The following is a 17,912-nucleotide window of genomic DNA, read 5'->3' as shown; positions in this document are numbered from 1 at the left end:
ATAAAACCGGGTTCCCGCGAAGAGCGGGGACCCGGTTTTTCAGTAAATTCGCAAAAAACAGCGCCTCAGCGTGACAGTTTGGCGCGAATTTACTAATTTTGCAGGTTGTAACGCGAAAACACAAAAAAACTCACGATACTATGCTTACGATAAAGCAAATCCGCGATGACAAAGAGGCCGCTATCCGCAAGTTGGCCAAGAAGGGCGTGGACGCCGCGCCGGTCATCGAAAAGATCATCGACCTCGACGACCGCCGCAAGGCTCTCCAGTTGGAGTTGGACAACACGCTTGCCGCCCAGAACAAGGCTGCCAAGGAGATCGGCGCACTGATGGGCCAGGGCCGCCGTGACGAAGCAGAGGAGCGCAAACGCTTCGTTTCGGACCTGAAGGACAAATCCTCGCGCCTGCAGGCCGAGTTTACCGACGCCCAGCAGGAGTTGCAGGCCGCCATCGTCTCGCTGCCCAACTTTCCCGCCGAGATCGTCCCCGAAGGCAGGACCGCCGAGGACAACCTCGTGGTAAAACTCGAAGAGAACTACACCGCGCTGCCCGAGAACCCGCTGCCCCACTGGGAGCTGGCCCGCAAATACGACATCATCGACTTCGACCTGGGCGTGAAGCTCACCGGCGCCGGATTCCCCGTTTACAAAGGCAAGGGTGCACGGCTCCAGCGCGCGCTGATCAACTTTTTCCTCGACTGCAACACCAAGGCCGGTTACCTCGAAGTCGAGCCGCCGATCATGGTCAACGAAGCCTCGGGCTTCGGCACGGGACAGCTTCCCGACAAGGAGGGGCAGATGTACCACGCCACGGTTGACAATTTTTACCTGATTCCCACGGCCGAAGTTCCCGTGACGAACATCTACCGCGACGTGATCCTCGAAAAAGAGGATTTCCCGGTCAAGATGACCGCCTACACCCCCTGCTTCCGCCGCGAAGCCGGTTCCTACGGCAAAGACGTACGCGGCCTGAACCGCCTGCACCAGTTCGACAAGGTGGAGATCGTACAGTTGTCGCTTCCCGACGCCTCCTACGAGGCACTGGACGGCATGGTAGCCCACGTCGAAAGTATCGTCAAGGCACTCGGACTCCCCTATCGCATCCTGCGCCTGTGCGGCGGCGACATGTCGTTCACCTCGGCGCTGACCTACGATTTCGAAGTCTACTCCGAGGCCCAGAAACGCTGGCTCGAAGTTTCGTCGGTATCGAATTTCGAGTCGTTCCAGGCCAACCGCCTCAAGCTCCGCTACCGCGACGAGGAGAAGAAAATCCAACTGGCACATACTTTGAACGGCTCTTCGCTGGCCCTCCCGCGCATCGTGGCGGCGCTGCTGGAGAACTATCAGACCCCCGACGGCATCCGCATCCCCGAGGCGCTGATTCCCTATACGGGTTTTGATATTATCAAATAAGTTTTTATATTTGCACCACACACATTTTAACAATAAATTTTCAAAACAATGGCTTACAAAATTACCGACTCCTGCGTTGCATGCGGAAGCTGCATCGGCGAGTGCCCCACGGAGGCTATTTCGGCAGGCGATATCTATGTGATCGACGCCGACAAATGCATCGATTGCGGAACCTGCGCAGGCGTTTGCCCGAGCGAGGCTATCGTTTCGGAGTAATCACGGAATATCCGAAAGAAAAGCACACCTTGGCAACGGGGTGTGCTTTTTTCATTCACAGCAAGAAACCTGACAACAAGATGGACGATCTCGAAAAAATGAAAGCCGGGCTCTGGCTCCACGCCATCTGCCCGCAGATAGGCGATGCACTGCGGCGCACCGAAGAACTGGTTTTCCGGCTCAACCAACTGCCGCCGAGCCAGCGGGAAGAGCGGGAGACGATTATCCGGCAACTGTTCGGACATGTCGGCGAATCGGTATGCCTCCACAGCCCCTTTCACTGCGATTTCGGCGAACAGATTTCGGTCGGCGACCATTTCACCGCCAACTACAACCTGACGATCCTCGACGAAGCCCCGGTTACGATCGGCGACTACGTCTTCATCGGGCCCAACGTCGGCATCTACACGGTCAACCATGCCCTGCTGCCCGACCAGCGCAATGCGGGCGTCATGCGCTCACTGCCTGTCACGATCGGCAACAACGTCTGGATCGGGGGCCACACGGTAATCATGCAGGGCGTAACGATCGGCGACAACGCAGTCATCGGGGCCGGGAGCGTCGTCACGCGCGACATCCCGGCCGGGGTGATCGCCGTCGGCTCGCCCTGCCGCGTCCTGCGGGAGATTACCGAAGCAGACCGGGTAACACCCGTTTAAAAAAGGAAAAGCGCCCCGGATCGGGGCGCTTTTATTTTAGATCGAGTTCAGCGAAAAAGTCTTTGAGTGTCGTTCCATAAAACCGGCAAAGAATATCCAATGTTATCAACGACACTGTGGTTTTACCCGATTCGCTCCGCTGTAAATTCACGCCGGTATTCTCCTTCACATATTCCTGCGAGAATCCGCAGGCAGCCCGAAGCTCCTTCAATTTCTGCGCAACTGATACAGTCAGCGCATCGTTCACTCTTTTAGGGCTTCTTTGCTTCATTTTACAAAGATCAGACTCAAACAAAAATAATTTACACCCTATATAGTGTGTATTGGATTTTTTGATTATCTTTGCAGAAACCAAACCGAACTAAAAAAGAATTATGCTAACTTTGCAGAATAGTACGGCGTAAGCCGGGACATACATAGAAAAGGTTAAGACAAACCTTTATGCCACAAGTAAACTCGCGACTGTCATAACATATGACAGGTTTATATCCGGTGTAAAATTTGTCTGAAACCCGGGTATGCCCCTGCCGCAAGGCAGGCGGCAGACTTGGGCGCAAGGACAACAAACCGGATAAGGCTCGCGAGGCCGACTTGGGCGAAGTTGTACCTGCGCCCTTTTTCTATTTCCGGGCGGCAGCGAAGTTTTCGGCGGGGCGCAGTAAAGCGGAGTTGCGTCACTAATTCTTCATAGAATCTGTACCGCGGCGTCCCGCCCCTTACGAAAAACCGCCCCGGAACATTTCGGGGCGGTTTTTCAGTTTATTCGTACAGCAGGTATTTCGCCCGGCGTTCCCGGTAACGTTCGACCTCCCCGGCCCAGCGGGCACGGATCTCGGCGTCCGAAGCCCCTGAAAGGATCATTCCGCGCACCCAGCCCACGCCCACGAGTTTCTCGAACATCGGGGTAAAGAACTTGTCGCCCAGCCTCAGGTCGGCATAGGCATCGATCACATATTTCAACGAAAATCCCACTTCGCGGGCCTCGTCCAGCGGCATCCCGCTCAGGTCGACACCGCGGCACAACTGCCCTTCGAGCGGCGGATGCTTGGCCCCCGCCGTCGGACGGGGCGTAAAGGAGAAGGTCCGCCCGATCATGGCCGGATGGCCGTAGACCTCGAACGGCGCAGAGGTCCCGCGCCCGAGGCTCACGACCGTGCCCTCGAAAGGACACAGCGCGGCATAGAGGTAGACCGACCGCTGCGTCGGCAGGTTGGGCGACGGAGCGACAGGCAGGACATATTCGGTCGCGTGGGTATAGTTGCGGCATTTCACCACGGTGAGACCGCACTTCCGGGCCCACCCTTCGCCTACGGCCATGCGGGCGATCTCGCCCATCGTCAGACCGTGCAGCACCGGAACCGGAATCGCCCCGACACCCGATTTGTAGCTCATATCGAGTACCGGCCCGTCGACAATATGCCCGTTGGGATTGGGACGGTCGAGCACCACGACCTGCTTGCGGAAATCGGCGCAGGCGTCCATCATCCTGAGCATCGAAATATAATAGGTATAGAAGCGCAGTCCCACGTCCTGCATGTCGACGACCAGCACGTCGAACGAGCGCATCGCCTCGTCCGAAGGCCGTTTCGTGTTGCCGTCGTAGAGCGAGCGGATCGGGATGCCCGTCCGGGCGTCGACCGAGCTTTTGACATGCTCCCCGGCATCGGCCGTACCGCGGAATCCGTGCTCGGGCGAGAAAATCGCCGCCACGTCGAAGCCGCTTCCGTGCAGCAGGTCCACGAGGTGCACCCGCCCGGCGGCATCGGCTCCCGGCGCGCCGGGCAGCTCCGCTACGGAGGTCTGATTGGCCAGCACAGCCACGCGCTGTCCCCTGAGCAGCGGGTAATAAGCCGCAGTGTCGGTCATGCCGACTTTCACCTGCGCCGGCGCCGCGAACGCCGCAAAAAGCGAAAACAAAAGGATAAAAACAAATCGTTTCATAGAGCAAAGATAACATTTTGAGCCGGAAAATGCTATCTTTGTAAAAAAGCGTCTATATCATGAACCTTCGTAAAACAGATCACTCCGGGCTGAACCTTTTTCTGGTCCTGTCTTTTCTGATTGTCTGTTTCATCGGGGGCTATTTCCTTTGGACAACGAAAGATGTGTTGCCATTGGAGGCGGACAATACGGATTTTCTCTACGCTCCATCCCGGGCAAACGAGCTAACTCAAGAACTAGACTCCATTTATTCCTGCAAATCGGGACCGAGGATGGAAAAGTTCTTGGACACATGGCATCGGAAATACACATCCAACGCATCGACTCTAGGCAAACAAAACGATACGCTGCGAAACGTTTACAATCTCTTTACGACCCTCTTCAACCCCGACCCTACACTTCGCCCGAGGGGTTACCGAAGCGACTCGGCTTATCGCTACGTCGTTATCCAATCGCAATTGATGTTCTGTGTCGCAGAGGACAGTATGTTTGATTATTATTACGAAAGCTCCCCTCCTCCCAAATTTCCGACCGACGGATTTTACCTTCTCCGCGAAGCGGGAGCCTATTATAAGATTTTGATCGATTTCCGACCGCAAATCCGACAGGCGGGGCTAAAACGGCTCTACCTCACCGATGAATACAAGGATGCACTCGAACTTTTTCTGGAGAAAAACGGATACTGGCCCGACGAAGACCAGACATCCGCAGAATCGGGCCGGAAGCGGATGCGTTTCCTGCAAAACTATTGGTACATCATCAACGGACATTGGGAAGGATGGAATTTCGGAATCCCTCAAATAGGGTACATCGTCCTGAACAAATCACTCGACAAAGCCGTTGTCGAGGTACTGGGAGAATACAACGGCAACGGTGTCCTTTTACATAAAACACATTCAGGATGGAAAGAAGTGAAAGGACTTTATCATTGGGAGGAATAGCCTAAGCCTGCGCGCCGAACTCCATCAGGTAACCTTTGATAAAGGCGTCCAGATCGCCGTCCATCACCGACTCCACGGCCGAGGTTTGAACCCCCGTGCGGTGATCCTTCACGCGGCGGTCGTCGAAGACGTAGGAGCGGATCTGCGAACCCCACTCGATCTTTTTCTTCGAGGCTTCGAGCGCCTGCTGCGTCGCCATACGCTTGTCCAGTTCGCGCTGGTAGAGTTTCGACCGGAGGATGCGCATGGCGTTCTCGCGGTTCATCAACTGCGAACGGGTCTCCATGTTCTCGATCAGGTATTCGACCGCTTCGCCCGTGTCGGGGTCCTTCGCGTGATAACGCAGGCGCACAGCCGTTTCGACCTTGTTGACGTTCTGGCCGCCGGCCCCCGACGCCCGGAACGTGTCCCACTCGATGTCCGCGGCGTTGACCGTGATCTCGATCGAGTCGTCCACGGCGGGCGACACGAAAACCGATGCAAAAGTAGTCTGACGCTTGTTGTTGGCATTGAACGGCGAGAGACGAACCATGCGGTGCACGCCGTTCTCGCTCTTGAGGTAACCGTAAGCATAGTCGCCCTCGAATTCGAGCGTACACGACTTCACGCCCACTTCGTCCCCGGCCTGGTAGTCGAGCACCTTGACCTTGTAGCCGTGCGCCTCGCCCCAGCGGGTGTACATGCGCATCAGCATCGAAGCCCAGTCGAGCGCTTCCGTGCCGCCGGCTCCGGCGTTGATGTCGAGGATGGCCCCGAGTTTATCCTCCTCGCGGCGCAGCATGTTGCGCATTTCGAGTTTCTCGATGCGGTCGAGCGTCGCAGCGTAGTGGGCGTCCATCTCATCTTCGGTCACCACACCCTCCTTCACGAAGTCGGGCATCAACTGAAGGTCCTCGGCGTCCTTGCGAATGGCGTCGTAATCGTCGACCCACGCCTTGATCCCCGCCACCTTGCGCAACTGCTCGCGCGCCTTGTCGGGGTTGTCCCAGAAATTCGGTTCCTGGGTCTTTTCCTCTTCGTTGCGCAGGTCGATGCGCTTCTGGTCGATGTCGAGACAGCGTTCCAGTGCCTCCCGGCGCTGTTCGATCTCCTTGATCTGTTCCGCAAGTACCATATCTCTTAAAATTTCGTTTGCAATTTCCGGGCGGCAAATTCCAGGATGAAGTCCGCCGTACCCTCGTCTCCCAACACCGAAGTGCTGACGCAGAGGTGGTAGGTCGAAGCCACGCCCCACGTCCGCGAACTGTAATAGTCGTAATAAGAGGCACGTTTGGCGTCGATGCGCTCCATCACCGCACGGGCCTCTTCCGCACTCACCCCCTGCCGGCGGCGGATGCGCTCGATGCGGTCGGCATCGTCGGCCGTGATAAAGACGTTGACGCAGCGCGGATTTTCGCGCAGGATATAGTCGGCGCAGCGACCCACGAAGACAGCCGATTCGCGCGCCGCGACCTCGCGGATCACATCGCTCTGGATTTTGAACAGCGCATCGTTCGACAGCACGTTGGCCGTACCTCCGTCGTCGCCCACGAACGGGGCGCGCAGGTAACCGATCATAGTCGAAATCACGCCGCGCGACTCCTTCTCGTCGGCCTTCTCGAAAACCTCGGGACAAAGTCCGCTCTGCTCGGCGGCCAGGTTGATCAGCTCCTTGTCGTAAAGACGGACGCCCAGCCTGCGGGCAATGATCTCCCCGACGGTCTTGCCGCCGCTGCCCAGTTGGCGGCCGATGTTGATGACGAATTTTTCCATAATCTTATCAATCTTTAGCGGCGTTTTCCGCCCCGTAAGCCCGGAATTTCCGCAGTTGGTAAGTCAGCATGAAGAAGGCCACCAGCGAAGCCAGGAAGTCCGACAGCGGCATCGAGCACCACACGCCCCAACTTCCGTTCCACTGGGTGTGGACATCGAAAATGTGCGGCAGGAAGATCAGCCCGGGCATCAGGAACAGCAGTTGGCGCGACAGCGACAGGAAGATCGCCTTGCCGGCCATGCCGATGCTCATGAAAAAGTTCGTGGCCACCATCTGAAACCCGATGATCGGGAAGCAGAAGAAGACGATGCGCATACCCTCGACGGCAAGGCGGATCAGCTCCTCGTCGGTCGTAAAAAGCCCGACTGCCATCCGCGGCATGAATTCGCCGAGGATGAATCCTGCCGTGGTGACGCACGTGGCGCCGATCATCGTCAGCTTCAGCACCCGCATCACACGGTCGTACTGCTTCGCACCGAAGTTATAACCCGCAATGGGCTGCATGCCCTGGTTGACGCCCAGCACGATCATCACGAAGAAGAACGCCAGGCGGTTGACGATGCCGTAAGCACCGATCATCAGGTCGCCGCCGTACTCCTTCAGCCCCTTGTTGATCAGGATCACGATAAAGCAGGCCGCGAGGTTCATCAGGAACGGCGACATGCCGATGGCGAGCATGTCGCGCACGATCTTCCTGCGCAGGCGGTAGATGCCGCGGCGGAAGTGGAGCAGTTCCTCCTTGTTCGAAAGTATCTGGAACTGCCATACGAGCGCGATGATCTGCGCCAGCACCGTGGCGATAGCCGCACCGCGGATGCCCCAGCCGAAACCGAAGATGAACAGCGGGTCGAGGACGGCGTTGATGGCCACCGTGATGATCGTGGCGTACATCGACTTGCGGGGATGCCCCGAAGCCCTCAGCACCGAGTTCAGGCCCAGGTACATGTGGGTGACGACATTGCCCAGCAGGATGACGGTCATGTATTCACGGGCGTAGCCGATCGTGGCCTCGCTGGCCCCGAAGAAATAGAGAATCGGATCGAGGAAGATGAGCGTCACGGCGCCGAACGCCACGCCGATAATCAAGTTGAGAATCAAAACGTTGCCCAACACCCGCTGGGCCGTCTCATAGTCGCGCTGGCCCAGGCGCATCGAGATCAGCGTCGCGGCGCCCACGCCCACCAGCGAACCGAACGCCGCAGCGAGGTTCATCAGCGGGAAGGTCAGCGCCAGGCCCGAAATGGCCAGCGGCCCCACACCGTGGCCGATGAAGATGCTGTCGACCATGTTGTAGAGCGACGACGCCGTCATGGCGATGATCGCCGGCACGGCATATTGTATGAGCAGCTTCCGGATACGCTCGGTCCCGAGCTCCAGTGCTGCCGATTTTATTTCTGTTGCCATATAAAATTGTTACGTCATTACTGCGTCTCCGCGACACAGACTTCTCTGTACTTTTTTCCGCAAAAAGTACCAAAAACTCTCCGACGGATGCCTACGCCTGCGACGAAGCGTCTAACGCTGGCTCCGGGCGACTATTCACGGGTTTGCAAGAAACCGTCCCCTCCGCTCGCGCTTTTAGCCGAATCGTCGCTTCTCGGCTCCGGCATAGGGTCGGAATCGTACGTCGCAAACAATATTAGGTACAAGATGAAGAACCCGCCCCAATTCTTAACCGGAAAGCTATTCCAACTCCCAGTCCGAACCGTCCTTGCGGTCCTTGACGCGGATGCCGGCGGCAGTCAGGCCGTCGCGGATGCGGTCCGAAGCGGCCCAGTCCTTCGCGGCACGGGCTTTCAGGCGCTCGTCCAGGAGCATCTCGACCAACGGCGTCACGTAATCCCGGCCCGAAGCCGCCCCAGCGGCTTTTTCGTCGCGCAGGCCCAGGATGTCGAAGGCGTAGCGGCGGACGGTAGCCGTCAGTGTTTCGAGGTCGGCGGCCGTGATGGCCTGCGTGCCGTCGGCGAGTTGGTTGATGATGCGCACCCAGTCGAACAGCGCCGAAATGACCATCGGCGAGTTCAGGTCGTCGGCCATCGCCTCGGCGCAGCGGGTCTCCAGTTCGGCTGGGTCGACCGTCGAAGCCGCCGCGGGTTTGATCTTCCCGAGTGTCTCGATGCCCTTCATCAGGCGGTCCAGCCCCTTCTCGGCAGCCTGCAGGGCCTCGTTCGAGAAGTCGAGCGTCGAGCGGTACTGGGCCTGCAGCACGAAGAAGCGGATGGTCATCGGCGAATAGGCCTGCGCCAACAGCTTGTGCGACCCGGTGAACAACTCTTCGAGGGTGATGAAATTGCCCAGCGACTTGCCCATCTTCTGACCGTTGATCGTGATCATGTTGTTGTGCACCCAGTAGCGTGCCGAATCATGGCCCAGTGCGGCAGTCGACTGCGCGATCTCGCACTCGTGGTGCGGGAACATCAGGTCCATGCCGCCGCCGTGGATGTCGAAACGCTCCCCGAGGTAACGGGTCGACATCGCCGAGCATTCCATGTGCCACCCCGGAAATCCCTCGCCCCAGGGCGACGGCCACCGCATGATGTGTTCGGGCGAAGCCTTTTTCCACAATGCGAAGTCGTACGAATGGCGCTTGTCGCTCTGTCCGTCCAGTTCGCGCGTGTTGGCGATGATGTCGTCGAGGTTGCGGCCCGACAACTTGCCGTAGTTGTATTTGGCGTTGTACTTCTCCACGTCGAAATAGACCGAGCCGTTGGCCTCGTAGGCGTAGCCGTCGGCCAGGATCTTCTTCACGAACTCGATCTGTTCGATGATGTGTCCCGAGGCATAAGGTTCGATCGAGGGGGTCTCGACGTTCAGGGCCTCCATCGCACGGTGGTAGCGCTCCGTGTAGTAGTGCGCCACCTCCATCGGTTCGAGCTGTTCGAGCCGGGCCTTCTTGGCGATCTTGTCCTCGCCCTCGTCGGCGTCGTGTTCCAGGTGGCCCACGTCGGTCACGTTGCGCACGTAACGCACCTTGTAGCCCGAGGCCTTGAGGTAACGGAACAGCAGGTCGAACGTCACGGCCGGACGGGCATGACCCAAATGCGGATCGCCGTAAACCGTGGGACCGCAGACATACATGCCGACGCGCCCCGGAACGAGGGGCTCGAAGGTCTCCTTGCGGCGGGTAAGCGTATTGTAAAGTACGAGTTTGGAATTCATATCGTTATCGGTTATAATCGTTTTGAATGGGTAAAGTTACGACTTTTTCGGCAAACAACAGCCGTTTGACCCCTAAAAATCGAGCAGGCGAAAGCGTTCGCGCACCTCGGGCATCGGCATCGGCTCCTCGTAGTGCCACCATTCGCGGCGGTAGGGAACCAGCCCGGCTTCGCGCATCACCGACCGAAGGAGTTCGCGGTTGCGGGCCGCCGCAGCCGTGATCTTCCCTGCGGCGACCAGTGCGGCTTCGTTCCCGGTGTGGGCCTCCTCGCCGAAGAAATCGACCGGCGTCCCCATATCTGCCTCGCGCCCCGAGGCGTCGAGCAGCGTCACGTCGACCGCCACGCCGTAATTGTGCCGTCCTCCGCGGGCGCCGTTGGCCACGTAAACCTGGTTCGGAGTTCCCTCGACCAGGCTGTACATCAGCCGTTGGACGCTGATCGGCCGCGCCGCATCGCACACCAGCAGCCGCCAGCCGGGTTTCCGCCGGCGCAGCAGGTTCTGCGCCCGGACCACCTTCGCGGCGAAATGCGGCAGGAGGTAAGCCGTTTCGAGGTCGCCGTAAACGTCGCGCCCCATGAAGTTGTCGGCGGTCGAATACATCAGCCGCACGCGCAGCGTCGAATCGGCCCCGAGGACATCCACCAGCCCCGCGGCCTGCATTTTCCGATCGAGGCCGCCCTGCGCCCGCACGACGGCGCAAAGCAGCAGGGCACATGCCGCCAGCAACAGTTTTCGTGTCATAATTTTTGCTCTATATGGCTGCAAAGATAAGAAATCTGCATCCTTCCTGCGCGTCAACCGGGAAATTATCGTATCTTTACGCCGATTATATGAAATTTCAAGACTTACGACTCTCCGAGCCGCTGTTACGCGCCATCGAAGAAAAGGGGTACACGGATCCGACCCCCATCCAGCAACAAGCCATTCCTCCCGTACTCGAAGGCCGCGACCTGCAAGGCTGCGCCCAAACCGGAACGGGCAAGACCGCAGCCTTCACGCTGCCTATCCTCCAACTGCTCAACGCACAGCCCCCGACCAAAGGCCGCCGCGAAATCCGCGCCCTGGTGCTCACTCCCACGCGCGAACTGGCTATCCAGATCGACGAATGCTGCCGCGACTACGCCCGCTACACCCCGATCCGCCACTGCGTGATCTTCGGCGGCGTCAACCAGCGTCCGCAGGTCGATGCCCTCCGGAAAGGCGTAGACCTGCTGGTCGCCACTCCGGGCCGCCTGCTCGACCTGATCGGACAGGGCTATGTGAAACTCGATACGATCCGCTTCTTCGTCCTCGACGAGGCCGACCGCATGCTCGACATGGGCTTCATCCACGACATCCGGCGCATCCTGCCGCTGCTGCCCGAACGCCGCCAGACGCTCTTTTTCTCGGCCACGATGCCCGAGTCGATCGCCGCGCTGGCCGCAAAAATCCTTCACGACCCGGTGCTCGTCACCGTCACACCCCCGGCCTCGGTGGTCGAGACCATCTCACAGACGGTCTATTTTGCCGAGAAAGCCGAGAAGAGCCAACTGCTGATCGACCTGCTCGGGGAATCGGACGCCGACCAGGTGCTGGTCTTCACGCGCACCAAACACGGCGCCGACAAGCTGGCCCGCATCCTCACCAAAGCCGGAATCAAATCCAGCGCCATCCACGGCAACAAGTCGCAGAATGCCCGCGTAAAAGCCATGAACGACTTCAAGTCGGGCGAATGCCGGGTATTGATAGCCACCGACATCGCCGCACGCGGCATCGACATCAGCCAGTTGCCGCTGGTGATCAACTACGAACTGCCGGAGGTTCCCGAAACCTACGTCCACCGCATCGGCCGTACGGGCCGCGCGGGATATGAGGGCGCAGCGTGGTCGTTCTGCTCGGAGGACGAGTACGACTACCTGAAGGACATCCAGAAACTCACCGGGCTGACGATCCCCACGGCGGGCCCCGTTCCGGAATTCGCCATTCCGAAGGCCGGACCGACACAAAAATCCACTCCGAAGAGCACACCGAAACCGGCCCGCGGCACAGGACAGCAACCCGCACAACGGAACGCCCGCAACACAGGACCGCGACCTGCCCGCAGCGCAGAACAACAACCCCGCAACCCGGAGCCGAAACACGTTCCCGCAGCAGACACCGCCGAACCGGCCTCCCGCTCGCGTCGCAGACGGGGTACGCGTCCCGCCCCGGGAACCCCGATCCAGCCGACGGACAAAGCCGCCGACACGGCCCGCAAGCAGGAGCGGAAGCAGGCCTCCGGACCAACTGCGAAGCAAAACACCCCGGCCGACACGTCCCGGAACCAAAACCGGAAACAGGGTTCCGGCAGCACCGCAAAACCCGCCGGAAACAAATCAGGGAACACCCCGGAAGCTCCGAAGGCCGCTTCGTCGCGCCGCCGCAAACGCCGTCCGGAAGGAGCGGGAAAACCGGCTGCTGCCCCGGCGGCAAAGCCGGCCACGGCCGAACCGGCTCCGCGCAAGAGTTGGTGGAAAATGTGGTAAAAACGGCTTTTCGCAAAATAAGGTTGGAAATAATACGTTAAATCACTACTTTTGACGATCAATTAAGGGATTTCCGGCCGCGCGCGACAAGCCCCTCCAGAGGGAGGGATTCGGGGTGAGGTCAGGTTTGCAAACGACGCCGAAAGCGGCGAATACGCCCTGCGGAACGCCGGATCGGTACAAAATTTAGGATAAACATTACGCTATGTACTTTTACAAACGCTGGAACAACATCACGGGCTGGGCGGTTTTCGCCATCGCGGCGATCGTCTACCTGATGACGATGGAACCGGTCTCGAGCCTCTGGGACTGCTCGGAGTTCATCGCCACCTCCTACAAACTCGAAGTGGGACACCCTCCCGGAGCACCGCTGTTCATGATGCTGGCACGCCTGGCTACGCTCTTCGCCTTCGGCAACCCCGACTACGTGGGCATCGCCGTCAACGCCATGAACTCGCTGGCCAGCGCCTTCTGCATCCTGTTCCTGTTCTGGACCATCACCCACCTGGCGCGCCGCCTCCTGACGCGCAACGGCGAGGAGCTCTCGAAAGCCAACGTCTTCGCCGTCCTGGGCGCCGGAGCCGTCGGGGCCCTGGCCTACACCTTCACCGACACGTTCTGGTTCTCGGCCATCGAGGGCGAAGTTTATGCCCTCTCGTCGATGTTCACGGCCCTCGTGGTATGGCTGATGCTCAAATGGGAGGAGCAGGCCGACGAGCCGCACTCGTCGCGCTGGATCGTGCTGATCGCCTATCTGATGGGCCTCTCGATCGGCGTACATATCCTCAACCTGCTGTGTATCCCGGCACTGGTCTTCATCTACTACTTCCGCAAGACCGACAAAGTGACGTGGAAAGGCATCGGCCTCTCCACGCTGATCTCCGGGGCGCTGATCGTCTTCGTCAACAACTTCATCATCCCCTATACCGTCTGGATCGGGGCCCAGATCGACACGCTGTTCGTCAACACGTTCGGGCTGCCCGTCAACTCGGGCATCACGCTCTTCGCACTGGCGCTGATCGTCGGCATGGGCTGGGCTACGTGGGTCGCACACAAACGCGGCCACGTCCTGCTCAACATCATCCTGCTCTCGACGACGATGATCCTCATCGGCTACTCGTCCTACGCATCGGTGACGATCCGCGCCGCAGCCAACCCGCCGATGAACTCCAACAACCCCAACAACCCGCACGCCCTGCTGTCGCTCTTGAACCGCGACCAGTACGGCGACCGCCCGCTGCTGTACGGCGCCCAGTATTCGGCTCCTCCCGAGGGCGTGAAGGAGAAGACGGTGTGGTATCTCGACGAGGACGGCAAGTACAAAACCGCCACGGTACTCACGGGCTACACCCACTCCCCGGAATTCCTGCAACTCTTCCCCCGCATGTGGAACTACTCGAAAGGCGAGAAGGAGTATAAGCAATGGGGCGCTTTCCGCACCAAGACCGAGACGCTGCGCGACGAGAAGGGCGAAATCCGCCGTGACTCCCAGGGCCGCCCGCTGCGCGGCGAGGTGCTCGACTTCGGCCGCAAACGGGCCTACACCGACTCCTACGGCGAAACCCGCACAGTCGTCCAGCCGACGTTCGCGGAAAACATCTACTTCTTCTTCAACTACCAGCTCTCGTACATGTACTGGCGCTACTTCATGTGGAATTTCGTAGGACGCCAGAGCGACATACAGCCTTCGCGCACGACGATCACCGACGGCAACTGGCTCTCGGGCATCAAATGGCTCGACGAGAAATACGTCGGTCCGCAGGACAACCTGCCGCGCGAAATCGCCGAGAACAAGGGGCGCAACACCTACTATTTCCTCCCCTTCATCCTGGGCCTCATCGGACTGATCTACCAGCTCAACCGCGACCAGCGGAACTTCTCGATCGTCCTGTGGCTCTTCGTCATGATGGGCATCGCGCTGGTCTTCTACTTCAACACCTCGCCCGGCGAGCCGCGCGAACGCGACTACGTCTATGCAGGTTCGTTCTACGCCTTCTCGATCTGGATCGGATTCGGCGTCCTGGCCCTGCGTGACTTCGCGGCGTGGATCACCAAGCGCAACAACGTCGCCACGGCGGCCGCAGCCACCGTCGTCTCGATGGCCGTCCCGGCTATCCTGGCGGCCCAGAACTGGGACGACCACGACCGGTCGCACCGCACCATGGCGCGCGACATCGGCTGGAACTACCTGATGTCGACACTCCCCAACTCGATCATCCTCAACTACGGCGACAACGACACCTTCCCGTTGTGGAACAACCAGGAGGTCTACGGCGTACGTCCCGACGTAAGGATCATGAACACCTCCTACCTCGGCGGCGAATGGTACATCGACGAGATGAAGACCAAGGCCAACGAGGCCGAGGGCGTGCCCTTCTCGCTGCCCAAGCACAAGTACACCTATAACAACGACATGATCTACGTGACCAACAGCATCGACCGTCCCGTGGAGATCAAGGAGGTGATCGACTTCGTGCGCAGCGACGACCCGCGCAGCAAGGTGAAACTCGCCGACGGCTCGATGGCCGACTACATCCCGGCCAAGCGCATCGCGATACCCGTCAACAAGGAAAACGCCATCGCTTCGGGCATCGTGGCCGAAAAGGACCGCGACAAGATGGTCGACACGGTATTCATCAACATCAAGAAGAATTCGCTGGACAAAAACCAGTTGATGATCCTCGACATGCTGGCCAACTTCGACTGGAAACGCCCGATCTACATGACGCAGGTCTACATCCTGCAGGACTTCGGGCTGATGGACTACCTTCAGTTCGACGGCTACGCCTACCGCCTCGTGCCGATCCTCACCCCGACGACGAATCCCTATGAAATCGGACGCATCGACGCCGATTATGCCGCACCGCTGCTCAAAGACACGTTCCGTTACGGCAACCTCGAAGACCCGCGGGTATACGTCGACTATTTCATCCAGTACAACCTCTCGGCCTCGCACGCCCGCGACGCATTTGCCCGCGTGGCGAAGGAACTGCTGCGGCAGAACCGTGTGGCGGAAGCCGTCGAGCTGCTCGACCTGGGGCTGGAGCGGATGCCGACCTCGCAGATACGTTTCACCGACACCAACACCTATCCGTTCCTGGAGGCTTACTACGCCGCCTCGGCCCTGGGCGACAAGGAGGCCGCCGAAAAGGGCGATGCCCTGCTGCGCGCCTATGCCCAGACGCTGATCGAATACATCGAGTACTACCTCCGTTTCGAAGGAGCGCAGGGCGACATGGTTTCGGGTATCATCGACGAGAAACTCGACCAGTTGGGCGACATCTACTACCTGGCCAGCTACGCCAGCCGCAAGGATGTCATCGCCGAACTGAACGACTACTACCGTTCGCTGGGCGTCTCGGAAGAGAACCTCATCGACGTAGGCGACAAGCGCCAGCAGCCCGACTCGGCACTGCTGCCCGCCGCGAAATAACCGGGAGAAACGCCGGTAACGCTGAACGCACGAACGGGGTGCGTTACGTGCGTTCAGCGTTACGGTCTCCCCCAGTCCATTACAAAACGAACCGCAGGCAGCCCTGCGGTTCGTACTTTATTTATCCTGAAAGACTCCGTTCCGGCAGGAGACGGACACAACGCCCCGGAAGGATTTATGTATAAATCCCCCTGCGTCGACACCTGTGTGCAGTACAAATATACGACATGAAGACCCCCGTTGTCAAGTGTTTCCAAAAATTTAGAAACGCAAGGGGCGAATAGCGGAATGCGGAGGAGGGTCGCCATGCGTCACAAGTCTCATCGCCGGTACAGGCGCACGCAGCGAACGCACGAACGGGGTGAACGCAGCGCACGCAGTGAACGGGGAGCGTGCGGATGTGTGCAAGTGTGTGCAAGTGTGTGCAAGTGTGTGCAAGTGTGTGCAAGTGTGTGCAAGTGTGTGCGATACCAGTACAGGTGCACGAACGCACGAACGAACAGGGTGCGTGCGGTGCGTGCGTTACGCCCACATCCGGAAGCGGTTGGCAACAGTCCCGGAAAACGCCGCATCCGGCCCACCCGGAACGCATATTTCGGCAAACTAAGAGCCTGTTTAAAAATGTTACCGAAGTTATTTACAGATGCTTTTCAGGGGCTTTTTCCGTCTGGAAAGAGGCGCATAGTGGTTCTATACAACGATTTTCAGGCGAAAAAAGCGCAAAAAGAAGCATAAAAGAACGAGAGAAATATCTGTAAACAGGCTCTAAAACCCGGTCCGGTTTTTTTAAAACGACATTTTACGTATATTTGTGCGATAATCCGTATTTTACGAACCCAAACCCTGAACTTATGCCGCTTTTCATTCCGGAAGATTATACGGCCAAACTCGCTCCCGAAACGATGGAGCAGGCCATCAGCTACCTCAAGGAGATTTTCCCCGACATGCTCGCCCGCAGCCTGCGTCTGCGCCGCGTTACGGCCCCGCTTTTCGTACTTTCGGGCACGGGCATCAACGACGACCTGAACGGCGTGGAACGCGCCGTATCGTTTCCGATCCGCGACCTGGGCGACCGTCGGGCCGAAGTGGTGCACTCGCTGGCCAAATGGAAACGCATGAAACTCGGAGCCTACAAGATCGCCCCGGGATACGGGCTTTATACCGACATGAACGCCATTCGCGCCGACGAAGAGTTGGACAACATCCACTCGCTCTACGTCGACCAGTGGGACTGGGAACGTACGATGCGCCCCGAAGAGCGCAACCTCGGCTTCCTGAAGGGGATCGTCGAAACGATTTACGAAGCGATGAAAGCCGTCGAAGAAGAGGTCTACGAACTCTACCCGCACATTACGCCCATCCTTCCCGAGCGGATCACCTTCCTCCAGGCCGAAGAACTGTTGCAGGAGTTTCCTACCCTCACGCCCAAGGAGCGCGAGCAGGCGGCCGCCCGGAAATACGGTGCGCTGTTCCTGATCGGCATCGGCGCCGAACTGTCGAACGGCCAGCGCCACGACGGACGCGCCCCGGACTACGACGACTGGAGCACCCCGACCGAAGGGGGATACAAAGGGCTCAACGGCGACATCATCGTATGGAATCCGGTTCTGGAAAGCGCCTTCGAACTTTCGAGCATGGGTATCCGCGTCGACAGCGAGGCCCTCGAACGCCAGCTTGCAATCTGCGGCTGCGGACAACGCCGCGAAATGGAGTTCCACCGCATGCTGCTCGAAGGACGCCTCCCGCTTTCGATCGGCGGCGGTATCGGGCAGTCGAGGCTCTGCATGTTCTACCTGCGCTGCGCCCATATCGGCGAGGTCCAGGTCAGCATCTGGCCCGAGAAGATGATCGACGAGTGCGCCGCCCACGGCATCTATCTCAAATAACCCGC

Annotated in this window: 14 protein-coding genes; 7 read left to right on the top strand and 7 right to left on the bottom strand. The window is 59.0% G+C overall.

Translation table 11 applies throughout. From position 1 onward, the window contains the following. Positions 1 to 140 precede the first annotated feature (140 nt). The 3 genes from serS to I2E69_RS11025 all read left to right on the top strand — a co-directional run bounded on the left by serS (position 141) and on the right by I2E69_RS11025 (position 2,287). Complete coding sequence (gene serS, locus I2E69_RS11035; protein ID WP_195461260.1) at positions 141 to 1,412, top strand: serine--tRNA ligase; 1,272 nt, start codon at positions 141 to 143, stop codon at positions 1,410 to 1,412. A 48-nt stretch (positions 1,413 to 1,460) separates the two neighbouring features. Continuing rightward, positions 1,461 to 1,628: a DUF362 domain-containing protein gene (locus tag I2E69_RS11030; RefSeq protein WP_195461259.1), complete on the top strand. Its 168-nt coding sequence runs from the start codon at positions 1,461 to 1,463 to the stop codon at positions 1,626 to 1,628. 80 nt (positions 1,629 to 1,708) lie between these two features. Next, positions 1,709 to 2,287, top strand: a complete 579-nt coding sequence (locus I2E69_RS11025; RefSeq protein ID WP_195461258.1) for a sugar O-acetyltransferase — start codon at positions 1,709 to 1,711, stop codon at positions 2,285 to 2,287. A 31-nt stretch (positions 2,288 to 2,318) separates the two neighbouring features. Here I2E69_RS11025 and I2E69_RS11020 read toward each other — a convergent pair whose 3' ends face one another. Then, positions 2,319 to 2,534: a helix-turn-helix domain-containing protein gene (locus I2E69_RS11020; protein ID WP_288237928.1), complete on the bottom strand. Its 216-nt coding sequence runs from the start codon at positions 2,532 to 2,534 to the stop codon at positions 2,319 to 2,321. Positions 2,535 to 3,046: 512 nt separating this feature from the next. Continuing rightward, entirely contained in the window at positions 3,047 to 4,228 is a 1,182-nt protein-coding gene (locus I2E69_RS11015; protein WP_195461256.1) for an exo-beta-N-acetylmuramidase NamZ domain-containing protein, read from the bottom strand. 59 nt (positions 4,229 to 4,287) lie between these two features. Between I2E69_RS11015 and I2E69_RS11010 the strand changes: the two genes are divergently transcribed. Next, positions 4,288 to 5,169 carry a hypothetical protein gene (locus tag I2E69_RS11010; RefSeq protein WP_195461255.1) on the top strand — a complete coding sequence of 294 codons (882 nt, stop codon included), beginning with the start codon at positions 4,288 to 4,290 and terminating at the stop codon, positions 5,167 to 5,169. A 1-nt stretch (position 5,170) separates the two neighbouring features. Here I2E69_RS11010 and prfB read toward each other — a convergent pair whose 3' ends face one another. From prfB to I2E69_RS10985, 5 genes are all read right to left on the bottom strand, one after another. Continuing rightward, entirely contained in the window at positions 5,171 to 6,283 is a 1,113-nt protein-coding gene (prfB, locus tag I2E69_RS11005; protein ID WP_195461254.1) for a peptide chain release factor 2, read from the bottom strand. Positions 6,284 to 6,288: 5 nt separating this feature from the next. Further along, positions 6,289 to 6,921 (bottom strand): AAA family ATPase, encoded by a 633-nt coding sequence (locus I2E69_RS11000; RefSeq protein WP_195461253.1) that lies wholly within the window; start codon positions 6,919 to 6,921, stop codon positions 6,289 to 6,291. A 7-nt stretch (positions 6,922 to 6,928) separates the two neighbouring features. Then, positions 6,929 to 8,326: an MATE family efflux transporter gene (locus tag I2E69_RS10995; protein ID WP_195461252.1), complete on the bottom strand. Its 1,398-nt coding sequence runs from the start codon at positions 8,324 to 8,326 to the stop codon at positions 6,929 to 6,931. A 279-nt stretch (positions 8,327 to 8,605) separates the two neighbouring features. Then, positions 8,606 to 10,081 carry a cysteine--tRNA ligase gene (cysS, locus tag I2E69_RS10990; protein WP_195461251.1) on the bottom strand — a complete coding sequence of 492 codons (1,476 nt, stop codon included), beginning with the start codon at positions 10,079 to 10,081 and terminating at the stop codon, positions 8,606 to 8,608. A gap of 72 nt (positions 10,082 to 10,153) precedes the next feature. After that, positions 10,154 to 10,825 (bottom strand): M15 family metallopeptidase, encoded by a 672-nt coding sequence (locus I2E69_RS10985; RefSeq protein WP_195461250.1) that lies wholly within the window; start codon positions 10,823 to 10,825, stop codon positions 10,154 to 10,156. 89 nt (positions 10,826 to 10,914) lie between these two features. Here I2E69_RS10985 and I2E69_RS10980 point away from each other — a divergent pair, with 89 nt between their 5' ends. The 3 genes from I2E69_RS10980 (at position 10,915) to asnA (ending at position 17,907) form a co-directional block, all read left to right on the top strand. Next, positions 10,915 to 12,588, top strand: a complete 1,674-nt coding sequence (locus I2E69_RS10980) for a DEAD/DEAH box helicase (protein WP_195461249.1) — start codon at positions 10,915 to 10,917, stop codon at positions 12,586 to 12,588. Positions 12,589 to 12,793: 205 nt separating this feature from the next. Further along, a complete protein-coding gene (locus I2E69_RS10975; RefSeq protein WP_195461248.1) occupies positions 12,794 to 16,021 on the top strand; it encodes a DUF2723 domain-containing protein in 3,228 nt (1,075 codons plus the stop codon). 851 nt (positions 16,022 to 16,872) lie between these two features. After that, positions 16,873 to 17,907 carry an aspartate--ammonia ligase gene (asnA, locus tag I2E69_RS10970; protein WP_195461247.1) on the top strand — a complete coding sequence of 345 codons (1,035 nt, stop codon included), beginning with the start codon at positions 16,873 to 16,875 and terminating at the stop codon, positions 17,905 to 17,907. The last annotated feature ends 5 nt before the right edge of the window (positions 17,908 to 17,912 follow it).

It is taken from the genome of Alistipes sp. D31t1_170403_E11 (genome assembly GCF_015553985.1).
Lineage (GTDB): Bacteria > Bacteroidota > Bacteroidia > Bacteroidales > Rikenellaceae > Alistipes > Alistipes montrealensis.
This window is presented reverse-complemented; position numbering and strand designations above follow the sequence as displayed.